The sequence below is a fragment of the Propioniciclava sp. LT294 genome, from assembly GCF_059516005.1.
In genome coordinates this window covers 520,190-535,545 of record NZ_JCAKNG010000001.1, presented here as the reverse complement: position 1 = coordinate 535,545, position 15,356 = coordinate 520,190, and the positions used below count along the sequence as shown (strand labels likewise).

Below are 15,356 nucleotides of genomic sequence, written 5' to 3'. Positions count from 1 at the left end.
CATCAGGCGGCGTCGATCGCCTCCCGCTCGTCGGCGTACCGGTCCTCGAGCTTGGAGAAGAGCCACGAGGCCACGACGCCGGCGGCCAGCATGACGGCGCAGAAGGCGAGGAAGGCCCCCATGCCGAGCCCGGCCTTCCCGATGGCGTCCGGGGCGAGGACGACCGTCGGGAAGATCGCGATTGACGACCCGGCCACCATGCCGAGGATGAAGTGGTACATGCCCGCGTAGTGGTGGGAGAAGGCCCAGTTGGCCGCCTTGGCGAACAGGACGACACAGAGCGCCAGGCCGATGCCCAGCGGGATGAAGACGGTCGGGTCGAAGTCCTTGATACCCGCGGCCATCTTGTCGTAGAGCCCGAAGTAGATGAGGAAGTTCGAGGGGCTCATGCCCGGGACGATGACGCCCAGGCCGATGAGCGCGCCGGAACCCAGCCACACGGGGATGCTCGGCGGGACCTCCAGGTTGAGGCCGCCGCCCAGCAGCATGATGCCGAAGATCGCCGCGGCCGAGACCGCGAGGATGACCAGGTGCTTGGCGGTGCGACCCTTCTTGCCGGCCTGACGCCACAGGCTCGGGAAGGTGCCGATCACGAAGCCGATGAACAGGCAGACGAACGCGGCCTCGTAGCGGCCGAACGCGGCGGCGACCACGATCGAGAACAGGACCACGCCGATGATGCCGCCGATGCCCACGGGCAGGAAGTACTTCACCTGGCGCACGAAGTGCTTGAACGGGTTGGCGAGGAACTTGATCAGCGGGTCGTAGATCTTGAAGATCACGGCCAGCACGCCGCCCGAGAGGCCGGGCAGGATGAAGCCGATCCCGACCGCGATGCCCTTCAGCAGGCGGACCAACCAAGCGGCGACGTTGTCAGGGTCGTGCAGGTCGGTCGCGTCCGGGGCGCCCGGACGGACGGGGGTCTCTTCGGTCATGTGAGTTCCTCGATGCGCTGGGTGCGGGGGGATGGTTCGCGCTCAGGCTACCGTGGGCCGGTGAGCGAGATCGAGCCGGTTGCCGACCCGACGGAACCGTCGGTGGGTGTGGGCCCCCATCCCGAGCCATGGCCGGACGACCCGCGCCTCGACCCGGCGCTGCTCGCCGAGGGGGACCGCCGCAACGTCGTCGACGAGTACCGCTACTGGCGCCTCGAGGCGATCGTGGCCGACCTGGACACCCGCCGGGCGCCGCTGCACGTCGCGATCCAGAACTGGGAACACGACTTCAACATCGGGTCGGTCGTCCGCACGGCCAACGCCTTCAACGTCGCCGGCGTGCACATCCTCGGGCGCCGCCGTTGGAACCGGCGCGGCGCGATGGTCACCGACCGCTACCTCCACGTCCACCACCACGCCTCGGTCGCCGACTTCGTCGCCTGGGCGGACGCCGCGGGCGTCCGTCTGGTGGGGGTCGACAACCTGCCCGGCTCGGTCCCGCTGGAGACAGCCGCACTGCCCCGGGACTGCTGCCTGGTGTTCGGGTCGGAGGGACCGGGCCTGACCGATGAGGTCGTGGACGCCTGCGACCAGGTCGTCGCGATCACCCAGCACGGCTCGACGCGTTCCATGAACGCAGGTGCCGCGGCGGCGATCGCGATGTACCACTGGTCGCTGCAGCACACTCCGCCGGTGGGTGGGGGTGTCCGCCCGTAGACCGGGGAGCCGTCGGCCCCCCCATCTGCCGGGCCGGCGCGTGCTGGGTAGCATGGCGCCATGAGCCAGCCGACGCCTCTGCCCCAGGGGTGGGCGCCCCCACCGCGCGAGGCGCTGGACTTCCCGGTGTTCTTCGCCCCCGAACCAGCCGTCGAGCTCTACCGGCTCAAGCGCGGCCGCGTCGTCGGTCGCGTGATCGGCCTGGTGTTCTCCCTGGTCATCTGGGCCGTCATCGGGTGGCTCAACCGGGAGACCCTCGACGTGTTCTTCTGGTCGATCCTCGGCGTCAGCGTGGGCATCTCGCTCGCGTTCCTCGTCCACGCCATCGTGGGGACCGTCCGCATCAAGCGCGCTCTCGGACGCCTCCACGAGGGGCTCGCCCTGGGTGTCGGACGCGGAGGGCTCCACCTCGACAACTACCTGGCCTGGGAGGACGTCGACCACCTGGTCGCCGTCCCGGGCGGCGGCCGCGGCTCCGGACGCCTCGTGGTCGTCGCCACCAACGGCGCGTGGCGCGAGGTCCCGGTCGACTGGCTCAGCCACTCGCCCTCGGCCGTCGACTCCGCCGTCCGTGCGCTGTCGGGGAACCGGCACCACATCGACCTGACGCCGCTCGACGCCTGAGCCGGGGACCACCCCGTCCGGCCGAACCTGCGTCGCCCGTCCACCGTTCGAGCCGGGGGTGGCCGCGTGGGCGTCGAAGGGGGATTTGCGGTTGAATGGACGTGTTCGACGACGCATTCACCTAGGAGTGACAGATGCCCATTGCAACCCCCGACGTGTACGCCGAGATGATCGACCGTGCGAAGTCGAAGGGCTTCGCGTATCCGGCCATCAACGTGACCTCGTCCCAGACCCTCAACGCCGCCCTCAAGGGCTTCGCAGATGCCGGCTCCGACGGCATCATCCAGTTCTCGACCGGTGGCGCCGAGTACGGCTCCGGCCAGGGCGTCAAGGACATGGTGACCGGCGCCGTGGCACTGGCCGAGTTCGCCCACGTGGTTGCCCGCAAGTACCCGGTGAACGTTGCGATCCACACCGACCACTGCCCCAAGGACAAGCTGGACACCTACGTCCGCCCGCTGCTCGAGATCTCCCGCCAGCGCGTCGCCGCAGGTCAGGACCCGCTGTTCCAGTCCCACATGTGGGACGGCTCCGCCGTGCCGATGGCCGAGAACCTGCAGATCGCCGAGGAGCTCCTGAAGCTCACCGCGTACAACAAGCAGATCCTCGAGATCGAGATCGGTGTCGTCGGTGGCGAGGAGGACGGCGTCGCCAACGAGATCAACGAGAAGCTCTACACCTCTCCTGAGGACGGCCTGCGCACCGCCGAGGCCCTCGGCCTGGGCGAGAAGGGTCGCTACATGGCGGCCTTCACCTTCGGCAACGTGCACGGCGTGTACAAGCCGGGCGCGGTCAAGCTGCGCCCCGAGGTGCTGAAGGAGATCCAGGACGCCGTCGCCGCCAAGTACGGCAAGGACAAGCCGTTCGACCTCGTCTTCCACGGCGGCTCGGGCTCCTCGGAGCAGGAGATCGCGGACGCGGTGTCCTACGGTGTCATCAAGATGAACGTCGACACCGACACCCAGTACGCGTTCACCCGCCCGGTGGCCGGCTGGATGCTCGGCAACTACGCCGGCGTCCTCAAGATCGACGGCGACGTCGGCAACAAGAAGCAGTACGACCCGCGCGCCTGGGGCAAGGAGGCCGAGAACGCCATGTCTGCGCGCATCGTCGAGGCCTGCCAGGACCTGGGCTCGGTCGGTACGTCCGGCAAGTGAGTCTGACGGTCTGACCACGTCGGACGCCGCGGGTGCAGCCCATGCACCCGCGGCGTCCTTGTGTTCTCAGGAGCGGTGGAGGTCGTCCGCCACCGCGGCGGCGATGGAGCCGTCGAGGTTGCGGGGCGTCCAGCCCTCGGTGCGGACCCACTCCGAACGGCAGCCGGCGCAGGCGAAGACGTACAGCTCGTCGCGCGTCTCCCCGGTGGGGGACCAGTCACACTTCGACTGGCAGGGCTCTTGGTGCAGGGGGCGTGGCATGGTCCGATCCTCTCAGGTTCGTGGTGGAGGGGAGAGTCAACTCGGCTGGCGGTCGGCGATCCCGAACGTGATGGCTTGCATGGTGTGCAGCATCCCCCACCCGATGAACCGGTCGGTGAAGGGGGAGGCCGCGCGCCCGAGCAGGCCGAAGGTGCGGCGTCCGGCCGTACGGACGATGGTCGCGCCGCCCGCCGCGGGCGAGACCTCGAAGCGGTCATAGGTGAGCCGTTCGCCGGCATACCTTCCGTCGAGCGCCTCCTGCACCCAGGTGACCACGCGCCTGTCGCCCTCGGCCGCGGTCGTCACCGTCAGCCGGACCGTCAGTGAGTCCCCGCCCTTGTGGTGCCGGACGGTGCACCCGCCACCGGACACGTCGGCCTTCGTCGGGTCGTAGGACCACAGCTGCAGCAGGGTGGGGTCGGCCAGCGCGTCCGCCACCAGGCCGACCGGGGCCGACACGTACCGCCGGACGCGCTGGGCGCGGGCCGGGCCGGGCAGCAGGGTGGTGTCGGGGACCGCGCGCTCGGTGGTGTAGGGGTCGTCGGCGCCCGCCTTCAGGGCGGGCACGAGGCCCTGCGGGGTGACGCCGTCGGCGGCGACGAGGCGGCGGACCGTCCCGGAGGGTTCCTTGAGGAGGGCGACGAGGAGTTCGTAGGTGTCGGTCATCCCGGCGCCCTTGACGACCTCGTCGGCACGCGCGGTGGCCCTCCAGGCCGCGTCGCCCGCCTGCATGAAGTGGATCGGCGACGGCAGGTCGGCGACATCCACGCCCAGGGCTCCGGGATCGGCCGGGTGGGCGGCCCGGACTTGGCGGCGTGCGGAGGCCAGCGTGATGCCGTGGGTGCCCAGTAGTTGGGCTGCCGCCCCACCGACGGCGATGAGCCCGAGGTACAGGTGGTCGACGTCGACCTCGGCGGCCCGGAGCCGGGCGGCCTCGCGCCACGCGGCGGTGGTCCAGAGCGACGACAACGGGATGCTCATCGGGTTCCTCTCGTGCGGGAACGGTGGGGGCCGCCCCGGCGGCGGGCGGGGTCACCCATCGAGGGTAGTCCCCGGCAGCGATCTGCTTGCGGCTGGTTGCTAGCGTGAGCGCATGCAGATCGGACCGCTCGAGACAGGCGTCCTGCTCGTGGTGTTCGTCGTCGTGATGGCCATCATGGCGCGCGGGCGCCAGCCGAGCGTCGCCAGCAACCTCGAGGCCATCTTCGGGGAGCGCTCGATCACCGGCCCGGGGCACGAGGCACGCCTGTGGGCGCTCGCGACGCTGTTCGACGCCGGCGTGGACGCCGACTCGGACCCGCTCTACGCCATGAAGGTCCTGCGGGACGCCGAGCCCAGGCTCACGCCCTCATCCGCCAAGGCCCTCGTGGACGCCCTCAACCGCGCCTGATCGCCACTAGGCTGGCGTCCATGTCTGACGCGCGCACCCTGCTGCTGGCTGCCCCCGTGGGTCGAACCGAACTCCCGGTCGACGAGGCGCTGGCCGACATCGTGGCACTGGGGGAGGACTTCTTCCTCGACGTCGTGGCCAAGCACCCGGCGTCCTGCTTGGCCTGGGCACTCCTGGCCGAAGGGTCCCTGAGCGCGCGCACCGTGCAGGGCAACCTCTCCGCCTACGCCTTCGCCCGTACCGGCTACCACCGCGGTCTGGACGCCCTGCGCCGGGCCGGCTGGCGGGGCAAGGGTCCGATCCCGTGGGAGCACGAGCCGAACCAGGGGTTCCTCCGCGCCCTGTGGGCCCTGGCCTGCGCCGCGTGGCGCCTCGGCGAGCAGGAGGAGTACGAGCGGTGTGTGTTGTTCCTGCTCGAGGCGTCCGAGGCGGGCTACGTGGAACTCGCGCGGACGCGTCCGTTGTCCCTGTAGGCGAGATCCCCGGCGTCCAAACCGTGTTTCAGGTAGTCTGGCTCGGTAAGAGCCCGGGCAGCCTTGCGCCGGGCTTTCGCTTTGTGAGAAGGGGCAACGTATGCCTGGCATCGTCGTGATCGGGACCCAGTGGGGTGACGAGGGCAAGGGGAAGGCCACCGACCAGCTCGGCGACAAGGTCGACTACACGGTCCGCTACTCGGGCGGCAACAACGCCGGCCACACCCTCGTCGTCAACGGGGAGAAGTACGCGTTGCACCTGTTGCCGAGCGGCATCCTGAACCCGGGCATCCCGGTGATCGGCAACGGCGTCGTCGTCGACCTCGAGGTGCTGTTCAGCGAGATCGACGCGCTGGAGGCCCGCGGCATCGACACGTCCCGGCTCATCATCAGCGCCAACGCCCACATCATCACGCCGTACCACAAGGTGCTCGACAAGGTCACCGAACGGTTCCTGGGCAAGCGCAAGATCGGCACCACCGGCCGCGGTGTCGGCCCGGCCTACGCCGACAAGATCAACCGCGTGGGCATCCGGATCCAGGACCTGCTGGACGAGCAGCTCCTGCGCGACAAGGTGGCGGCCTCGCTGATCCAGAAGAACCAGCTGCTGGTGAAGGTCTACAACCAGATGGAGATCGACGCCACCGAGGTCGCCGACCACCTGCTGAGCTTCGCCGACCGTGTCCGCCCCATGGTGCGCGACGTCGCCCGCGAGCTGAACGACGCCCTCGAGGATGGCCGGCTCGTCGTGTTCGAGGGCGCCCAGGCGCACCACCTCGACGTCGACCACGGCACCTACCCGTACGTGACGTCGTCCAACCCGATCGCGGCGGGCGCCTGCACCGGCTCGGGCGTGGGCCCCAACAAGCTCGACCGCATCATCGGCATCGCGAAGGCCTACACGACGCGCGTGGGTGAGGGTCCGTTCCCGACCGAACTGCTCAACGAGGACGGCGACCGCCTCCGCAACGATGGCGGCGAGTTCGGCACCACCACGGGTCGCCCGCGTCGCTGCGGTTGGTTCGACCCGCTCGTCGTCGAGGCGGCCTGCACCTACAACGGCGTGACGGACGTGTTCCTCACCAAGCTGGACATCCTGACCGGCTGGGAGAAGATCCCCGTCTGCGTGGCGTACGAGGTCGACGGTCAGCGCGTCGAGCACTACCCCGTGATGATGGACGACATCGTCAACGCCCAGCCGATCTACGAGTACCTCGACGGCTGGACCGAGGACATCTCCGAGTGCCGCACCTTCGACGAGCTGCCCGCCACGTGCCAGGCCTACGTCAAGCGCCTCGAGGAGCTGATCCGCTGCCGGATCTCCGGCATCGGAGTGGGCCCCGGCCGTGAGCAGGCCGTGATGATCCACGACCTGATCTGATGCATCTCCTCCACGACGCCGACTGCGGGTTCTGCTCGCGGTCGGCGTCGTGGCTCTCTGCGCGCGGCGTCCCGGGGGTTCGGGCGGCGCAGTCGGTCGACCTGGCCGCCCTGGGCGTGGACGCCGTGCGTGCGACCCGTGAGATCCCGGCCGTGCTCGCGGACGGTGAGGTCGTGTACGGGGCTCGCGCGATCGGCGAGGCGCTGCGGTTCGGGCCAGCGTGGCTGCGGGTGGTGGGGTGGCTGATCCGGCGTCCGCTCGCCTGGCCGGCTGCGCTGGTCTACCGCGCGGTGGCCCGGTACCGGCACCGCCTGCCCGGTGGCACACGGGAGTGCCGGCTGCAGGGCGAACTCGTCGCCCACCGCACCGCAGCCTCGATAGGCTGACCCGGTGGCCCGTGAACTGAACGTCCTCGTCCTCGGCAGCGGAGGACGCGAGCACGCCCTCGCGCTCGCGCTGCACCGCGACCCCTCGGTGGTCGCCCTCCACTGCGCCCCCGGGAATCCCGGGACCGCCGCCCTCGCCACCAACCACGTGATCGACGCCGACGACGGCGCCGCCGTGGTGGCGCTGGCCCGCGCGTTGGGCGTGAACCTCGTCGTCGTCGGCCCTGAAGCGCCTCTCGTCGCGGGCGTGGCGGACGCCGTGCGCGCGGCCGGGATCGCCTGCTTCGGCCCGTCCGCCGAAGCCGCCGCCATCGAGGGCTCGAAGCAGTTCGCCAAGCAGGTCATGGAGGCCGCAGGCGTGCCGACCGCGGCGTCCGTCTACTGCGAGACGGTCGCTGAGGTGGCCGCGGCGATCGACCGCTTCGGCCCGCCCTACGTCGTCAAGCAGGACGGACTGGCCGCCGGCAAGGGCGTCATCGTGACGTCCGACCGGGACGCCGCGCTCGCCCATGCGGACGGGGCGCTTCCGGCCATCGTCGAGGAGTACCTCGACGGCCCCGAGGTGTCGCTGTTCGCGATCACGGACGGCGTCACCGCGCTGCCGCTGCAGCCCGCCCAGGACTTCAAGCGTGCGCGGGACGGCGACGAGGGCCCCAACACCGGCGGCATGGGCGCTTACACGCCGCTGCCGTGGGCACCCGAGGGGCTGGTCGACGCGATCATGCGCGACGTGGTCCAACCCACCGTCGATGAGATGGCCCGCCGCGGCACCCCCTTCGCCGGCCTGCTCTACGCCGGCCTCGCGCTCACCTCGCGCGGGCTGCGCGTGGTCGAGTTCAACTGCCGCTTCGGCGACCCCGAGACCCAGGCCGTGCTCTCGTTGCTCGAGTCGCCGCTGGGCCAGGTGCTGGATGCCGCCGCCACCGGGCGCCTCGCCGAGGTGGGGGAGCTGCGCTGGTCCCCGGATTCGGCGGTCGTGGTGGTGATGGCCGCGAACGGCTATCCGGGTACCCCCGACAAGGGCGGACGGATCAACGGCCCGCACGTGTTCGGCTGCGGCCCCGAGGGTATCGAGGGGGACGTCGTGCACATCCTGCACGCGGGCACCTCGCTGGTCGACGAGCACCTCGTCGCCTCGGGTGGCCGGGTCTTGGGCGTGGTCGGACGCGGTGCCGACCTCGGCGCGGCCCGTGCCGTGGCTTACGCGGCCATCGACGACTTGGACGCCCCGACCCTGTTCTGCCGGCGCGACATCGCCGAGCGGGCGGCGTCCGGCGGGATCCCCACCCCGGAGCTGTGAGCGCAGGCCTCCTGTGACCCCGGCACCCCGAGGGCGGCAGGTTAGGGACCGCGGCGTCCTTGGCGGGCCGCCGTGGGAGAATGTCGGGGTTGCCGAGTCGCCTGGAGTTGAGGAGCACCCATGACCGTCCCGAACGTGCTGGCCACCCGCTATGCGTCGCCTGCGATGCGCGACCTCTGGAGCCCTGAGCACAAGATCGTCGCCGAACGCCGACTCTGGCTGGCCGTCATCGAGGCCCAGCGCGACTTCGGGGTGGACTTCGGTGGGGCGGACGCCGACTCCGTGCTCGCCGACTACGCCAGGGTCCTGGACCAGGTCGACCTCGCTTCGATCGCCGCGCGCGAGCGCGTCACCCGGCACGACGTGAAGGCCCGCATCGAGGAGTTCAACGCCCTCGCCGGCCACGAGCACGTCCACAAGGGGATGACCTCGCGGGACCTGACCGAGAACGTCGAGCAGTACCAGGTGCTCGCCTCGCTGAAGCTGGTCCGCGAGCGGGTGGTCTCCGTCCTGGTGGCGCTGTCGCGTCTCGCCGTCCAGTACCGCGACCAGCCGATCGCCGGGCGCTCCCACAACGTGGCCGCCCAGATGACCACCCTCGGCAAGCGCTTCGCCACCGCCATCGACGAGTTGCTCGTGGCGTACGACCGCCTCGACAACCTCATCGAGCGCTACCCGGCCCGCGGCATCAAGGGCCCGGTCGGCACCGCGCAGGACATGCTCGACCTGCTCGGCGGCGATGCCGCCAAGCTCGCCGCGCTGGAGCAGCGGGTCGCCCAGCACCTCGGCTTCGAGCGTGTGCTCACCTCGACCGGGCAGGTCTACCCGCGCTCGCTCGACGTCGACGTGCTGTCGGCGCTGGTGCAGGTCGCGGCCGCGCCGAGCAACGTGGCGACGTCCATCCGGCTCATGGCCGGCGCCGAACTGGTCACCGAGGGCTTCAAGGAGGGGCAGGTCGGCTCGTCCGCCATGCCCCACAAGATGAACACCCGCTCCTGCGAGCGCGTCAACGGGCTCTCGGTCGTGCTGCGCGGCTACCTCTCCATGGTCGGAGAACTCGCCGGTGACCAGTGGAACGAGGGCGACGTGTCCTGCTCCGTCGTCCGCCGCGTGGCCCTGCCGGACGCCTTCTACGCCCTCGATGGCCTGTTCGAGACCTTCCTGACGGTGCTCGGCGAGTTCGGGGCGTTCCCGGCCGTCATCGAGGCCGAGCTGCAGCGCTACCTTCCGTTCCTGACCACGACGAAGGTGCTGATGGCCGCCGTCCAGCACGGCGTCGGTCGCGAGGTCGCCCACGAGGTCATCAAGGAGCACGCCGTCGCCGTCGCCCTCGACATGCGTCGGACCGGTCGCAAGGACAACGACCTGCTCGACCGCCTCGCCACTGACCCGCGCCTCGGCGTGGACCGCTCGGTCCTGGACGCCGCCGTCGCCAACCCGCTGGAACTCACCGGTTCCGCCGCCGCCCAGGTGCACGCCGTCGTCGAGCGCGTCCGCGCCCTGGCCGTGAAGCATCCCGAGGGCGCGGCGTACGCGCCGGGTGACGTGCTGTAGGGCTCGACGCGAGCGGGGCCGTCCGAAGGGGCGGCCCCGCTTCGTCTGTGGGGTCAGCCCTTCATCGACCCCGTGTGCGCGAGGCGCGTGTGGAACGAGAACGCGGTCTCCAGGTCGTGCGGGGTGTGCATCGGGCGGCCGTCCGCGGACGCCCGCGCGACGTACTCCTCCAAGAGCGGACGGTAGTCCGGGTGCGCGATGGCGATCATCTTCTTCGCACGGTCCCGCGGGGCCAGGCCGCGCAGGTCGGCGTACCCGTACTCGGTGATGACGACCATGGCGTCGTGCTCGGTGTGGTCGATGTGCGACGCGAACGGGACGATCGCGGAGATGGCGCCGTCCTTGGCCACCGACGGGGAGATGAACGAGCTGATGAAGCCGTTGCGGGTGAAGTCGCCGGAGCCGCCGATGCCGTTCATGATGCGCGAACCCGACACGTTGGTGGAGTTGATGTTGCCGTAGATGTCGGCCTCGATCATGCCGTTGGTCGCGATCAGGTGGACGCGGCGGATGACCTCGGGGTGGTTCGAGACCTGCAGCGGACGCGTGATGATGTACTTGCGGTAGTGGCCCGCCTTCTCGTTCATCATGTGCGCGTAGTCGGGCGACAGCGAGAAGGACGTGGCGGAGGCCACCGTCATCTTGCCGGCGTCGATCAGGTCGACCATGCCGTCCTGGATGACCTCTGTGTAGGCCTGGATGTTGGTGAACTTCGAGTTGAGCAGGCCCGCCATCACCGCGTTGGGGACGTTGCCGACGCCCGACTGCATGACGTACTCGTCGTAGCGCAGGCGGCCGGCGGCCACCTCTCCCTCCAGGAAGTCGAGGAAGTGGTTGGCGATCTGCTGCGAGATGTCGTCCACGGGCTTGAAGGGCGAGTTGCGGTCCGGGGAGTCGGTGTGGACCACGGCGACGACCTTCGAGGTGTCGATGTCGATGTGGGTCGTGCCGACACGGTCACCGGGCAGGTTGATCGGCACCGGGCCGCGCTTGGCGCCACGCGGGATGCGGAAGATGTCGGCCATGCCCTCCAGGTCGAGGGACTGCCACGCGTTCACCTCGATGATGATCTTCTTGGCCTGGTCGAGGAACTCGACGTTGTTGCCCACGCCGGACGACGGGATGATGTGCCCGTCCTCGGTGATGCGGGTGGCCTCGACGATCGCGAAGTCGAGGTCACCGAAGAAGCCGTCCACGACCTGGCGCGACGAGTGCGACAGGTGGATGTCGGAGTACTTCATCTCGCCGGCGTTGATGGCGTTCCGCATGGCCGGGTCGGACTGGTACGGCATCCGGAAGCGGATGGCCTCGGCCGCGGCGAGGACGCCGTCGCAGTCGGGGGCGGTGGACGCGCCGGTGAACAGGTCGATCTGGTAGGCCTCGCCCCGGTCGTGGTGGTCGACCGCGTTGTTGGCGATCGCGGTGGGCAGGGCCTTCGGGTAGGCCGCGCCGGTGAAGCCGGACATGCCGACCTTCGCACCGTGCGGGATGAGGGCGGCCGCGTCACCGGCGGACATGACCTTCGACCTGAGGGCGGCGTTGCTGATGCGTTCGGACATCGATGTCTTCCTAACGTCGTAATGGTGTCGTGGGGCTGGCCCGGCACGTCGGGGCCGAGGCTACCCAAAGACGTCGCCGCCCACGAGGCCCCCCCGGGCTGACGGGGCGGCACGGACCCCGCCCGCGGACGGCGAAAGGCGCGGCCGCACGCCCGTCGCCCGACGAAATGTAATCGCATGGTTACTCTTCCGGGCGCTTCGCGGGGCAGACAGCGCCCCCGTTGAGTGGGTAGGTTCGGGCCCATGTCGCAGCCGTTGGTCGTCCTCAAGGACGTGAACAAGCACTACGGGGACATGCAGGCCCTGAAGCAGGTCAACCTCACGGTGAACAAGGGCGAGGTCGTCGTGCTGATCGGTCCGTCCGGTTCGGGCAAGTCGACCCTCATCCGGACGATCAACCGCCTGGAGACCATCACCGACGGGACGATCACGATCGACGGGCAGAAGCTGCCGGAGGAGGGCAAGCAGCTCGCGAGGCTGCGCTCCGACGTGGGCATGGTGTTCCAGTCGTTCAACCTGTTCGCCCACAAGACCATCCTCGAGAACGTCACGCTGGGTCCCATCAAGGTCCGCAACATGAAGAAGGCCGACGCCGACAAGCGCGCGATGGAACTGCTCACGCGCGTCGGGGTCGAGGCCCAGGCGAACAAGTACCCCGCCCAACTCTCGGGGGGCCAGCAGCAGCGCGTGGCCATCGCCCGTGCGCTGGCCATGGACCCCAAGGTGATGCTCTTCGACGAGCCCACCTCGGCGCTCGACCCGGAGATGATCAACGAGGTGCTGGACGTCATGATCCAGCTCGCCAAGGACGGGATGACCATGGTGGTCGTGACCCACGAGATGGGCTTCGCCCGCAAGGCGGCCAACCGGGTGGTCTTCCTCGCGGACGGCCAGGTCGTCGAGGAGGCGACCCCCGAGGAGTTCTTCAACCACCCGAAGTCGGATCGCGCCAAGGACTTCCTCGGCAAGATCCTGACCCACTGATCCCACCGCCCGGCACCGACGCCGCAGCGGTTCCCACCACCGGAAACCCAGGAGGAACCTTGATGTTCACACGACGACTGATCGCAGGCGCGGCCGCGGCCGGCCTCGCCCTCACCCTCGCCGCCTGTGGAGGCGGCGCCGCTGCGCCGGGAGGCGCCGCTGCCCCCGGCGGGGCCGGCGGCGCCCTCAAGATCGGCATCAAGTTCGACCAGCCGGGCCTCGGCCTGCGCGAGGGCTCGAACTACACCGGCTTCGACGTCGAGGTCGCCAAGTACGTCGCCAAGGAGCTCGGCCACCAGGAGAAGGACATCACCTGGGTCGAGTCGCCGAGCGCCCAGCGCGAGACCCTCATCGAGACCGGCCAGGTCGACCTGATCTTCGCCACCTACTCGATCACCGACAAGCGCAAGGAGCGCGTCTCCTTCGCCGGCCCGTACCTGATCGCCGGCCAGGGCCTGCTGGTCCGCTCGGACGAGACCGCCATCACCGGTCCCGACACGCTCGACGGCAAGAAGCTCTGCTCGGTCACCGGTTCCACGCCGGCCCAGAAGATCAAGGAGCAGTACCCGGGCGTGCAGCTCCAGGAGTTCGGGACCTACTCCGAGTGCCTCCCCGCCCTGATGTCCAAGGGCATCGACGCGGTGACCACCGACGACACGATCCTGGCCGGCTTCGCCGCCCAGCCCCAGTACGCGGGCAAGCTCAAGCTGGTCGGCGACCCCTTCACCAAGGAGAACTACGGCGTCGGCCTGAAGAAGGGCGACACGGCGCTGTGCGAGAAGGTCAACGCCGCGATCACCAAGATGATCAAGGACGGCGACTGGCAGAAGGCCGTCGACAAGACGCTCGGCCCGGCCAACTACAAGCCGGGCCCCGGCAACCCGCCCACCCCGGCCGCCTGCTCCTGATCCAACCTGACGAGGTGGGCATGCCGTCCGGGCATGCCCACCTCTGTTGGGAGAACACCGCCCGCACCAACCCGGAGGACGCATGATCGACATCCTCACGAGGTACGACATCCTCGGAGCCTTCTGGATGACCGTCCAGTTGGCGCTGTGGTCCGCCCTCGGCTCACTCATCCTCGGAACGATCCTCGCGGTCATGCGGGTGTCGCCCGTCAAGGTGCTGCAGGCGTTGGGCGCGTTCTACGTCAACGTCGCCCGCAACACCCCGCTGACGCTGATCCTGGTCTTCTGCGTGCTGGGCGCCCTCTACATCCTCCAGCTGTCGCCGGTCCCCGAGTCGTTCCCCCAGGCGGTGAAGGTGTACTGGTGGGCCATCATCGGCCTGTCGGCCTACCACGCCTCGTTCGTGTGCGAGGCCCTCCGCTCCGGCGTCAACACCGTCCCCGTCGGTCAGGCCGAGGCCGCCCGCGCCATCGGCCTCACCTTCGCCCAGTCGCTGTCGGAGGTCATCCTGCCGCAGGCGTTCCGGGGCGCGATCGCGCCGCTCGGCTCGGTGCTGATCGCCCTCATCAAGAACACGACGGTCGCCGCCATCATCGGCGTTCCCGAGGCGTCCGCCATCATGCGCACGATCATCGAGAACGAGACGGGCAGCCTGCTCGTCTTCTTCATCTTCGCGCTGGGCTTCGTCATCCTGACGCTCCCGATCGGCGTCGGGTTCACCTCCCTCTCGCGTCACCTGGCGGTGAAGCGATGAGCGCGCAGGCGGTCCTGTTCGACGCGCCGGGTCCCAAGGCCCGCCGCCGGCACGCCATCCTGACGATCGTCGGCGCTTTGCTCGGCTTCGGGATCCTGGCCGCCCTGCTCTGGAAGTTCTGGGTGCAGGGCCAGCTCGAACCGGCCCTCTGGAGTCCGTTCCTGATCGGCGACACGTGGACCCAGTACATCCTTCCCGGCCTGTTGAAGACCCTGCAGGCGGCGGCCGTGTCGGTCGTGTTCGCCATCGCCTATGGCCTGGTGTTCGGTATGGGCCGTCTGTCGCAGGTGGGGCTGGTGCGCTGGATCTGCGGCGTCATCGTCGAGTTCTTCCGGTCCGTGCCGGTGCTCATGATGATGATCTTCGCGTTCTTCTACCTGGCACGCACCCTGCAGATGCCGGGGGCCGAGGCGTCCTTCTGGGCCGTGGTCATCGCGTTGACGCTCTACAACGGGTCGGTCATCGCCGAGCTCGTCCGCTCCGGCGTCCACCAGTTGCCCAAGGGGCAGGGTGAGGCCGGACTGGCCGTGGGGCTCACGCCCGGGCAGACCCTCCGTTCGATCCAGTTGCCGCAGGCCCTCACCGCGATGCTGCCGGCCCTGATGAGCCAGCTGGTCGTGGTGCTGAAGGACAGCGCCCTGGGCACCGCGATCACCTACCCCGAGCTCATCGCCGCCGCACGTCAGCTGGGTTCCCGCTACGGCAATGTGGTTCCGGCCTACATCGTCATCGCGCTCCTCTTCATCCTGCTGAACTGGCTGCTGACCCTCGCCGCGCAGTTCGTCGAGCGCTGGATCAACCGCCGCGGCCACGTGGCCGCGCCGGCCGCGACGGCGGCGTCCAACCTCGTCCAGGGTGGCGCTGCACCGGGTGAGTTCGGCGCCGACATCGCCGACGCCGTCGAGGAAGACTTCCATGGGCGGCGCGAGGCCTGGCGGGAGGACCACCACCAGCGGAAGGGCTGACCCGTCGG

17 protein-coding genes are annotated in these 15,356 nt (G+C 69.7%); 13 read left to right on the top strand and 4 right to left on the bottom strand.

Translation table 11 applies throughout. The features are described from left to right. Window positions 1–2: 2 nt before the first annotated feature. Window positions 3–935: a DUF368 domain-containing protein gene (locus AC5YDA_RS02500; RefSeq protein WP_496189359.1), complete on the bottom strand. Its 933-nt coding sequence runs from the start codon at window positions 933–935 to the stop codon at window positions 3–5. Between the two features lie 69 nt (window positions 936–1,004). Here AC5YDA_RS02500 and AC5YDA_RS02495 point away from each other — a divergent pair, with 69 nt between their 5' ends. The 3 genes from AC5YDA_RS02495 to fbaA all read left to right on the top strand — a co-directional run bounded on the left by AC5YDA_RS02495 (window position 1,005) and on the right by fbaA (window position 3,433). Further along, window positions 1,005–1,652: a TrmH family RNA methyltransferase gene (locus AC5YDA_RS02495; protein ID WP_496189430.1), complete on the top strand. Its 648-nt coding sequence runs from the start codon at window positions 1,005–1,007 to the stop codon at window positions 1,650–1,652. A 60-nt stretch (window positions 1,653–1,712) separates the two neighbouring features. Beyond that, a complete protein-coding gene (locus AC5YDA_RS02490; RefSeq protein ID WP_496189360.1) occupies window positions 1,713–2,276 on the top strand; it encodes a hypothetical protein in 564 nt (187 codons plus the stop codon). A gap of 134 nt (window positions 2,277–2,410) precedes the next feature. After that, window positions 2,411–3,433, top strand: coding sequence for a class II fructose-bisphosphate aldolase (fbaA, locus tag AC5YDA_RS02485; protein WP_496189361.1), 1,023 nt, complete (start codon window positions 2,411–2,413; stop codon window positions 3,431–3,433). 66 nt (window positions 3,434–3,499) lie between these two features. Here the strand turns inward: fbaA and AC5YDA_RS02480 are convergent, their stop codons facing one another. Then, the gene (locus tag AC5YDA_RS02480) at window positions 3,500–3,694 is read right to left on the bottom strand and encodes a hypothetical protein (protein ID WP_496189362.1); all 195 of its coding nucleotides are present in this window, start codon (window positions 3,692–3,694) and stop codon (window positions 3,500–3,502) included. 36 nt (window positions 3,695–3,730) lie between these two features. Then, window positions 3,731–4,675, bottom strand: coding sequence for a hypothetical protein (locus tag AC5YDA_RS02475; protein ID WP_496189363.1), 945 nt, complete (start codon window positions 4,673–4,675; stop codon window positions 3,731–3,733). Between the two features lie 112 nt (window positions 4,676–4,787). Between AC5YDA_RS02475 and AC5YDA_RS02470 the strand changes: the two genes are divergently transcribed. The 6 genes from AC5YDA_RS02470 (at window position 4,788) to purB (ending at window position 10,178) form a co-directional block, all read left to right on the top strand. Continuing rightward, window positions 4,788–5,084 (top strand): hypothetical protein, encoded by a 297-nt coding sequence (locus AC5YDA_RS02470; protein WP_496189364.1) that lies wholly within the window; start codon window positions 4,788–4,790, stop codon window positions 5,082–5,084. 20 nt (window positions 5,085–5,104) lie between these two features. After that, window positions 5,105–5,557: a DUF3151 domain-containing protein gene (locus AC5YDA_RS02465; RefSeq protein ID WP_496189365.1), complete on the top strand. Its 453-nt coding sequence runs from the start codon at window positions 5,105–5,107 to the stop codon at window positions 5,555–5,557. Between the two features lie 100 nt (window positions 5,558–5,657). Further along, window positions 5,658–6,938 (top strand): adenylosuccinate synthase, encoded by a 1,281-nt coding sequence (locus tag AC5YDA_RS02460; protein ID WP_496189366.1) that lies wholly within the window; start codon window positions 5,658–5,660, stop codon window positions 6,936–6,938. Beyond that, entirely contained in the window at window positions 6,938–7,324 is a 387-nt protein-coding gene (locus AC5YDA_RS02455) for a thiol-disulfide oxidoreductase DCC family protein (RefSeq protein ID WP_496189367.1), read from the top strand. Before AC5YDA_RS02460 ends, AC5YDA_RS02455 begins: the two co-directional genes overlap by 1 nt. A gap of 4 nt (window positions 7,325–7,328) precedes the next feature. Then, window positions 7,329–8,624 carry a phosphoribosylamine--glycine ligase gene (gene purD / locus AC5YDA_RS02450; RefSeq protein WP_496189368.1) on the top strand — a complete coding sequence of 432 codons (1,296 nt, stop codon included), beginning with the start codon at window positions 7,329–7,331 and terminating at the stop codon, window positions 8,622–8,624. A gap of 120 nt (window positions 8,625–8,744) precedes the next feature. Beyond that, entirely contained in the window at window positions 8,745–10,178 is a 1,434-nt protein-coding gene (purB, locus tag AC5YDA_RS02445) for an adenylosuccinate lyase (protein WP_496189369.1), read from the top strand. A 53-nt stretch (window positions 10,179–10,231) separates the two neighbouring features. Here purB and scpC read toward each other — a convergent pair whose 3' ends face one another. Further along, the gene (gene scpC / locus AC5YDA_RS02440; protein WP_496189370.1) at window positions 10,232–11,737 is read right to left on the bottom strand and encodes a succinyl-CoA:acetate CoA-transferase ScpC; all 1,506 of its coding nucleotides are present in this window, start codon (window positions 11,735–11,737) and stop codon (window positions 10,232–10,234) included. Between the two features lie 243 nt (window positions 11,738–11,980). Between scpC and AC5YDA_RS02435 the strand changes: the two genes are divergently transcribed. From AC5YDA_RS02435 to AC5YDA_RS02420, 4 genes are all read left to right on the top strand, one after another. After that, window positions 11,981–12,721: an amino acid ABC transporter ATP-binding protein gene (locus AC5YDA_RS02435; protein WP_496189371.1), complete on the top strand. Its 741-nt coding sequence runs from the start codon at window positions 11,981–11,983 to the stop codon at window positions 12,719–12,721. Window positions 12,722–12,783: 62 nt separating this feature from the next. Next, the gene (locus AC5YDA_RS02430; RefSeq protein ID WP_496189372.1) at window positions 12,784–13,629 is read left to right on the top strand and encodes a glutamate ABC transporter substrate-binding protein; all 846 of its coding nucleotides are present in this window, start codon (window positions 12,784–12,786) and stop codon (window positions 13,627–13,629) included. A gap of 82 nt (window positions 13,630–13,711) precedes the next feature. Beyond that, the gene (locus AC5YDA_RS02425) at window positions 13,712–14,383 is read left to right on the top strand and encodes an amino acid ABC transporter permease (RefSeq protein WP_496189373.1); all 672 of its coding nucleotides are present in this window, start codon (window positions 13,712–13,714) and stop codon (window positions 14,381–14,383) included. After that, window positions 14,380–15,348 (top strand): amino acid ABC transporter permease, encoded by a 969-nt coding sequence (locus tag AC5YDA_RS02420; protein WP_496189374.1) that lies wholly within the window; start codon window positions 14,380–14,382, stop codon window positions 15,346–15,348. The genes AC5YDA_RS02425 and AC5YDA_RS02420 overlap by 4 nt, the downstream gene beginning before the upstream one ends. Window positions 15,349–15,356: the final 8 nt, after the last annotated feature.

Coding starts and splice junctions, on each gene's coding strand:
- AC5YDA_RS02500 (WP_496189359.1), bottom strand. CDS start 935: ATGACCGAAGAGACCCCCGTCCGTCCGGGCGCCCCGGACGCGACCGAC.
- AC5YDA_RS02490 (WP_496189360.1), top strand. CDS start 1,713: ATGAGCCAGCCGACGCCTCTGCCCCAGGGGTGGGCGCCCCCACCGCGC.
- fbaA (WP_496189361.1), top strand. CDS start 2,411: ATGCCCATTGCAACCCCCGACGTGTACGCCGAGATGATCGACCGTGCG.
- AC5YDA_RS02480 (WP_496189362.1), bottom strand. CDS start 3,694: ATGCCACGCCCCCTGCACCAAGAGCCCTGCCAGTCGAAGTGTGACTGG.
- AC5YDA_RS02475 (WP_496189363.1), bottom strand. CDS start 4,675: ATGAGCATCCCGTTGTCGTCGCTCTGGACCACCGCCGCGTGGCGCGAG.
- AC5YDA_RS02470 (WP_496189364.1), top strand. CDS start 4,788: ATGCAGATCGGACCGCTCGAGACAGGCGTCCTGCTCGTGGTGTTCGTC.
- AC5YDA_RS02465 (WP_496189365.1), top strand. CDS start 5,105: ATGTCTGACGCGCGCACCCTGCTGCTGGCTGCCCCCGTGGGTCGAACC.
- AC5YDA_RS02460 (WP_496189366.1), top strand. CDS start 5,658: ATGCCTGGCATCGTCGTGATCGGGACCCAGTGGGGTGACGAGGGCAAG.
- AC5YDA_RS02455 (WP_496189367.1), top strand. CDS start 6,938: ATGCATCTCCTCCACGACGCCGACTGCGGGTTCTGCTCGCGGTCGGCG.
- purB (WP_496189369.1), top strand. CDS start 8,745: ATGACCGTCCCGAACGTGCTGGCCACCCGCTATGCGTCGCCTGCGATG.
- scpC (WP_496189370.1), bottom strand. CDS start 11,737: ATGTCCGAACGCATCAGCAACGCCGCCCTCAGGTCGAAGGTCATGTCC.
- AC5YDA_RS02435 (WP_496189371.1), top strand. CDS start 11,981: ATGTCGCAGCCGTTGGTCGTCCTCAAGGACGTGAACAAGCACTACGGG.
- AC5YDA_RS02430 (WP_496189372.1), top strand. CDS start 12,784: ATGTTCACACGACGACTGATCGCAGGCGCGGCCGCGGCCGGCCTCGCC.
- AC5YDA_RS02425 (WP_496189373.1), top strand. CDS start 13,712: ATGATCGACATCCTCACGAGGTACGACATCCTCGGAGCCTTCTGGATG.
- AC5YDA_RS02420 (WP_496189374.1), top strand. CDS start 14,380: ATGAGCGCGCAGGCGGTCCTGTTCGACGCGCCGGGTCCCAAGGCCCGC.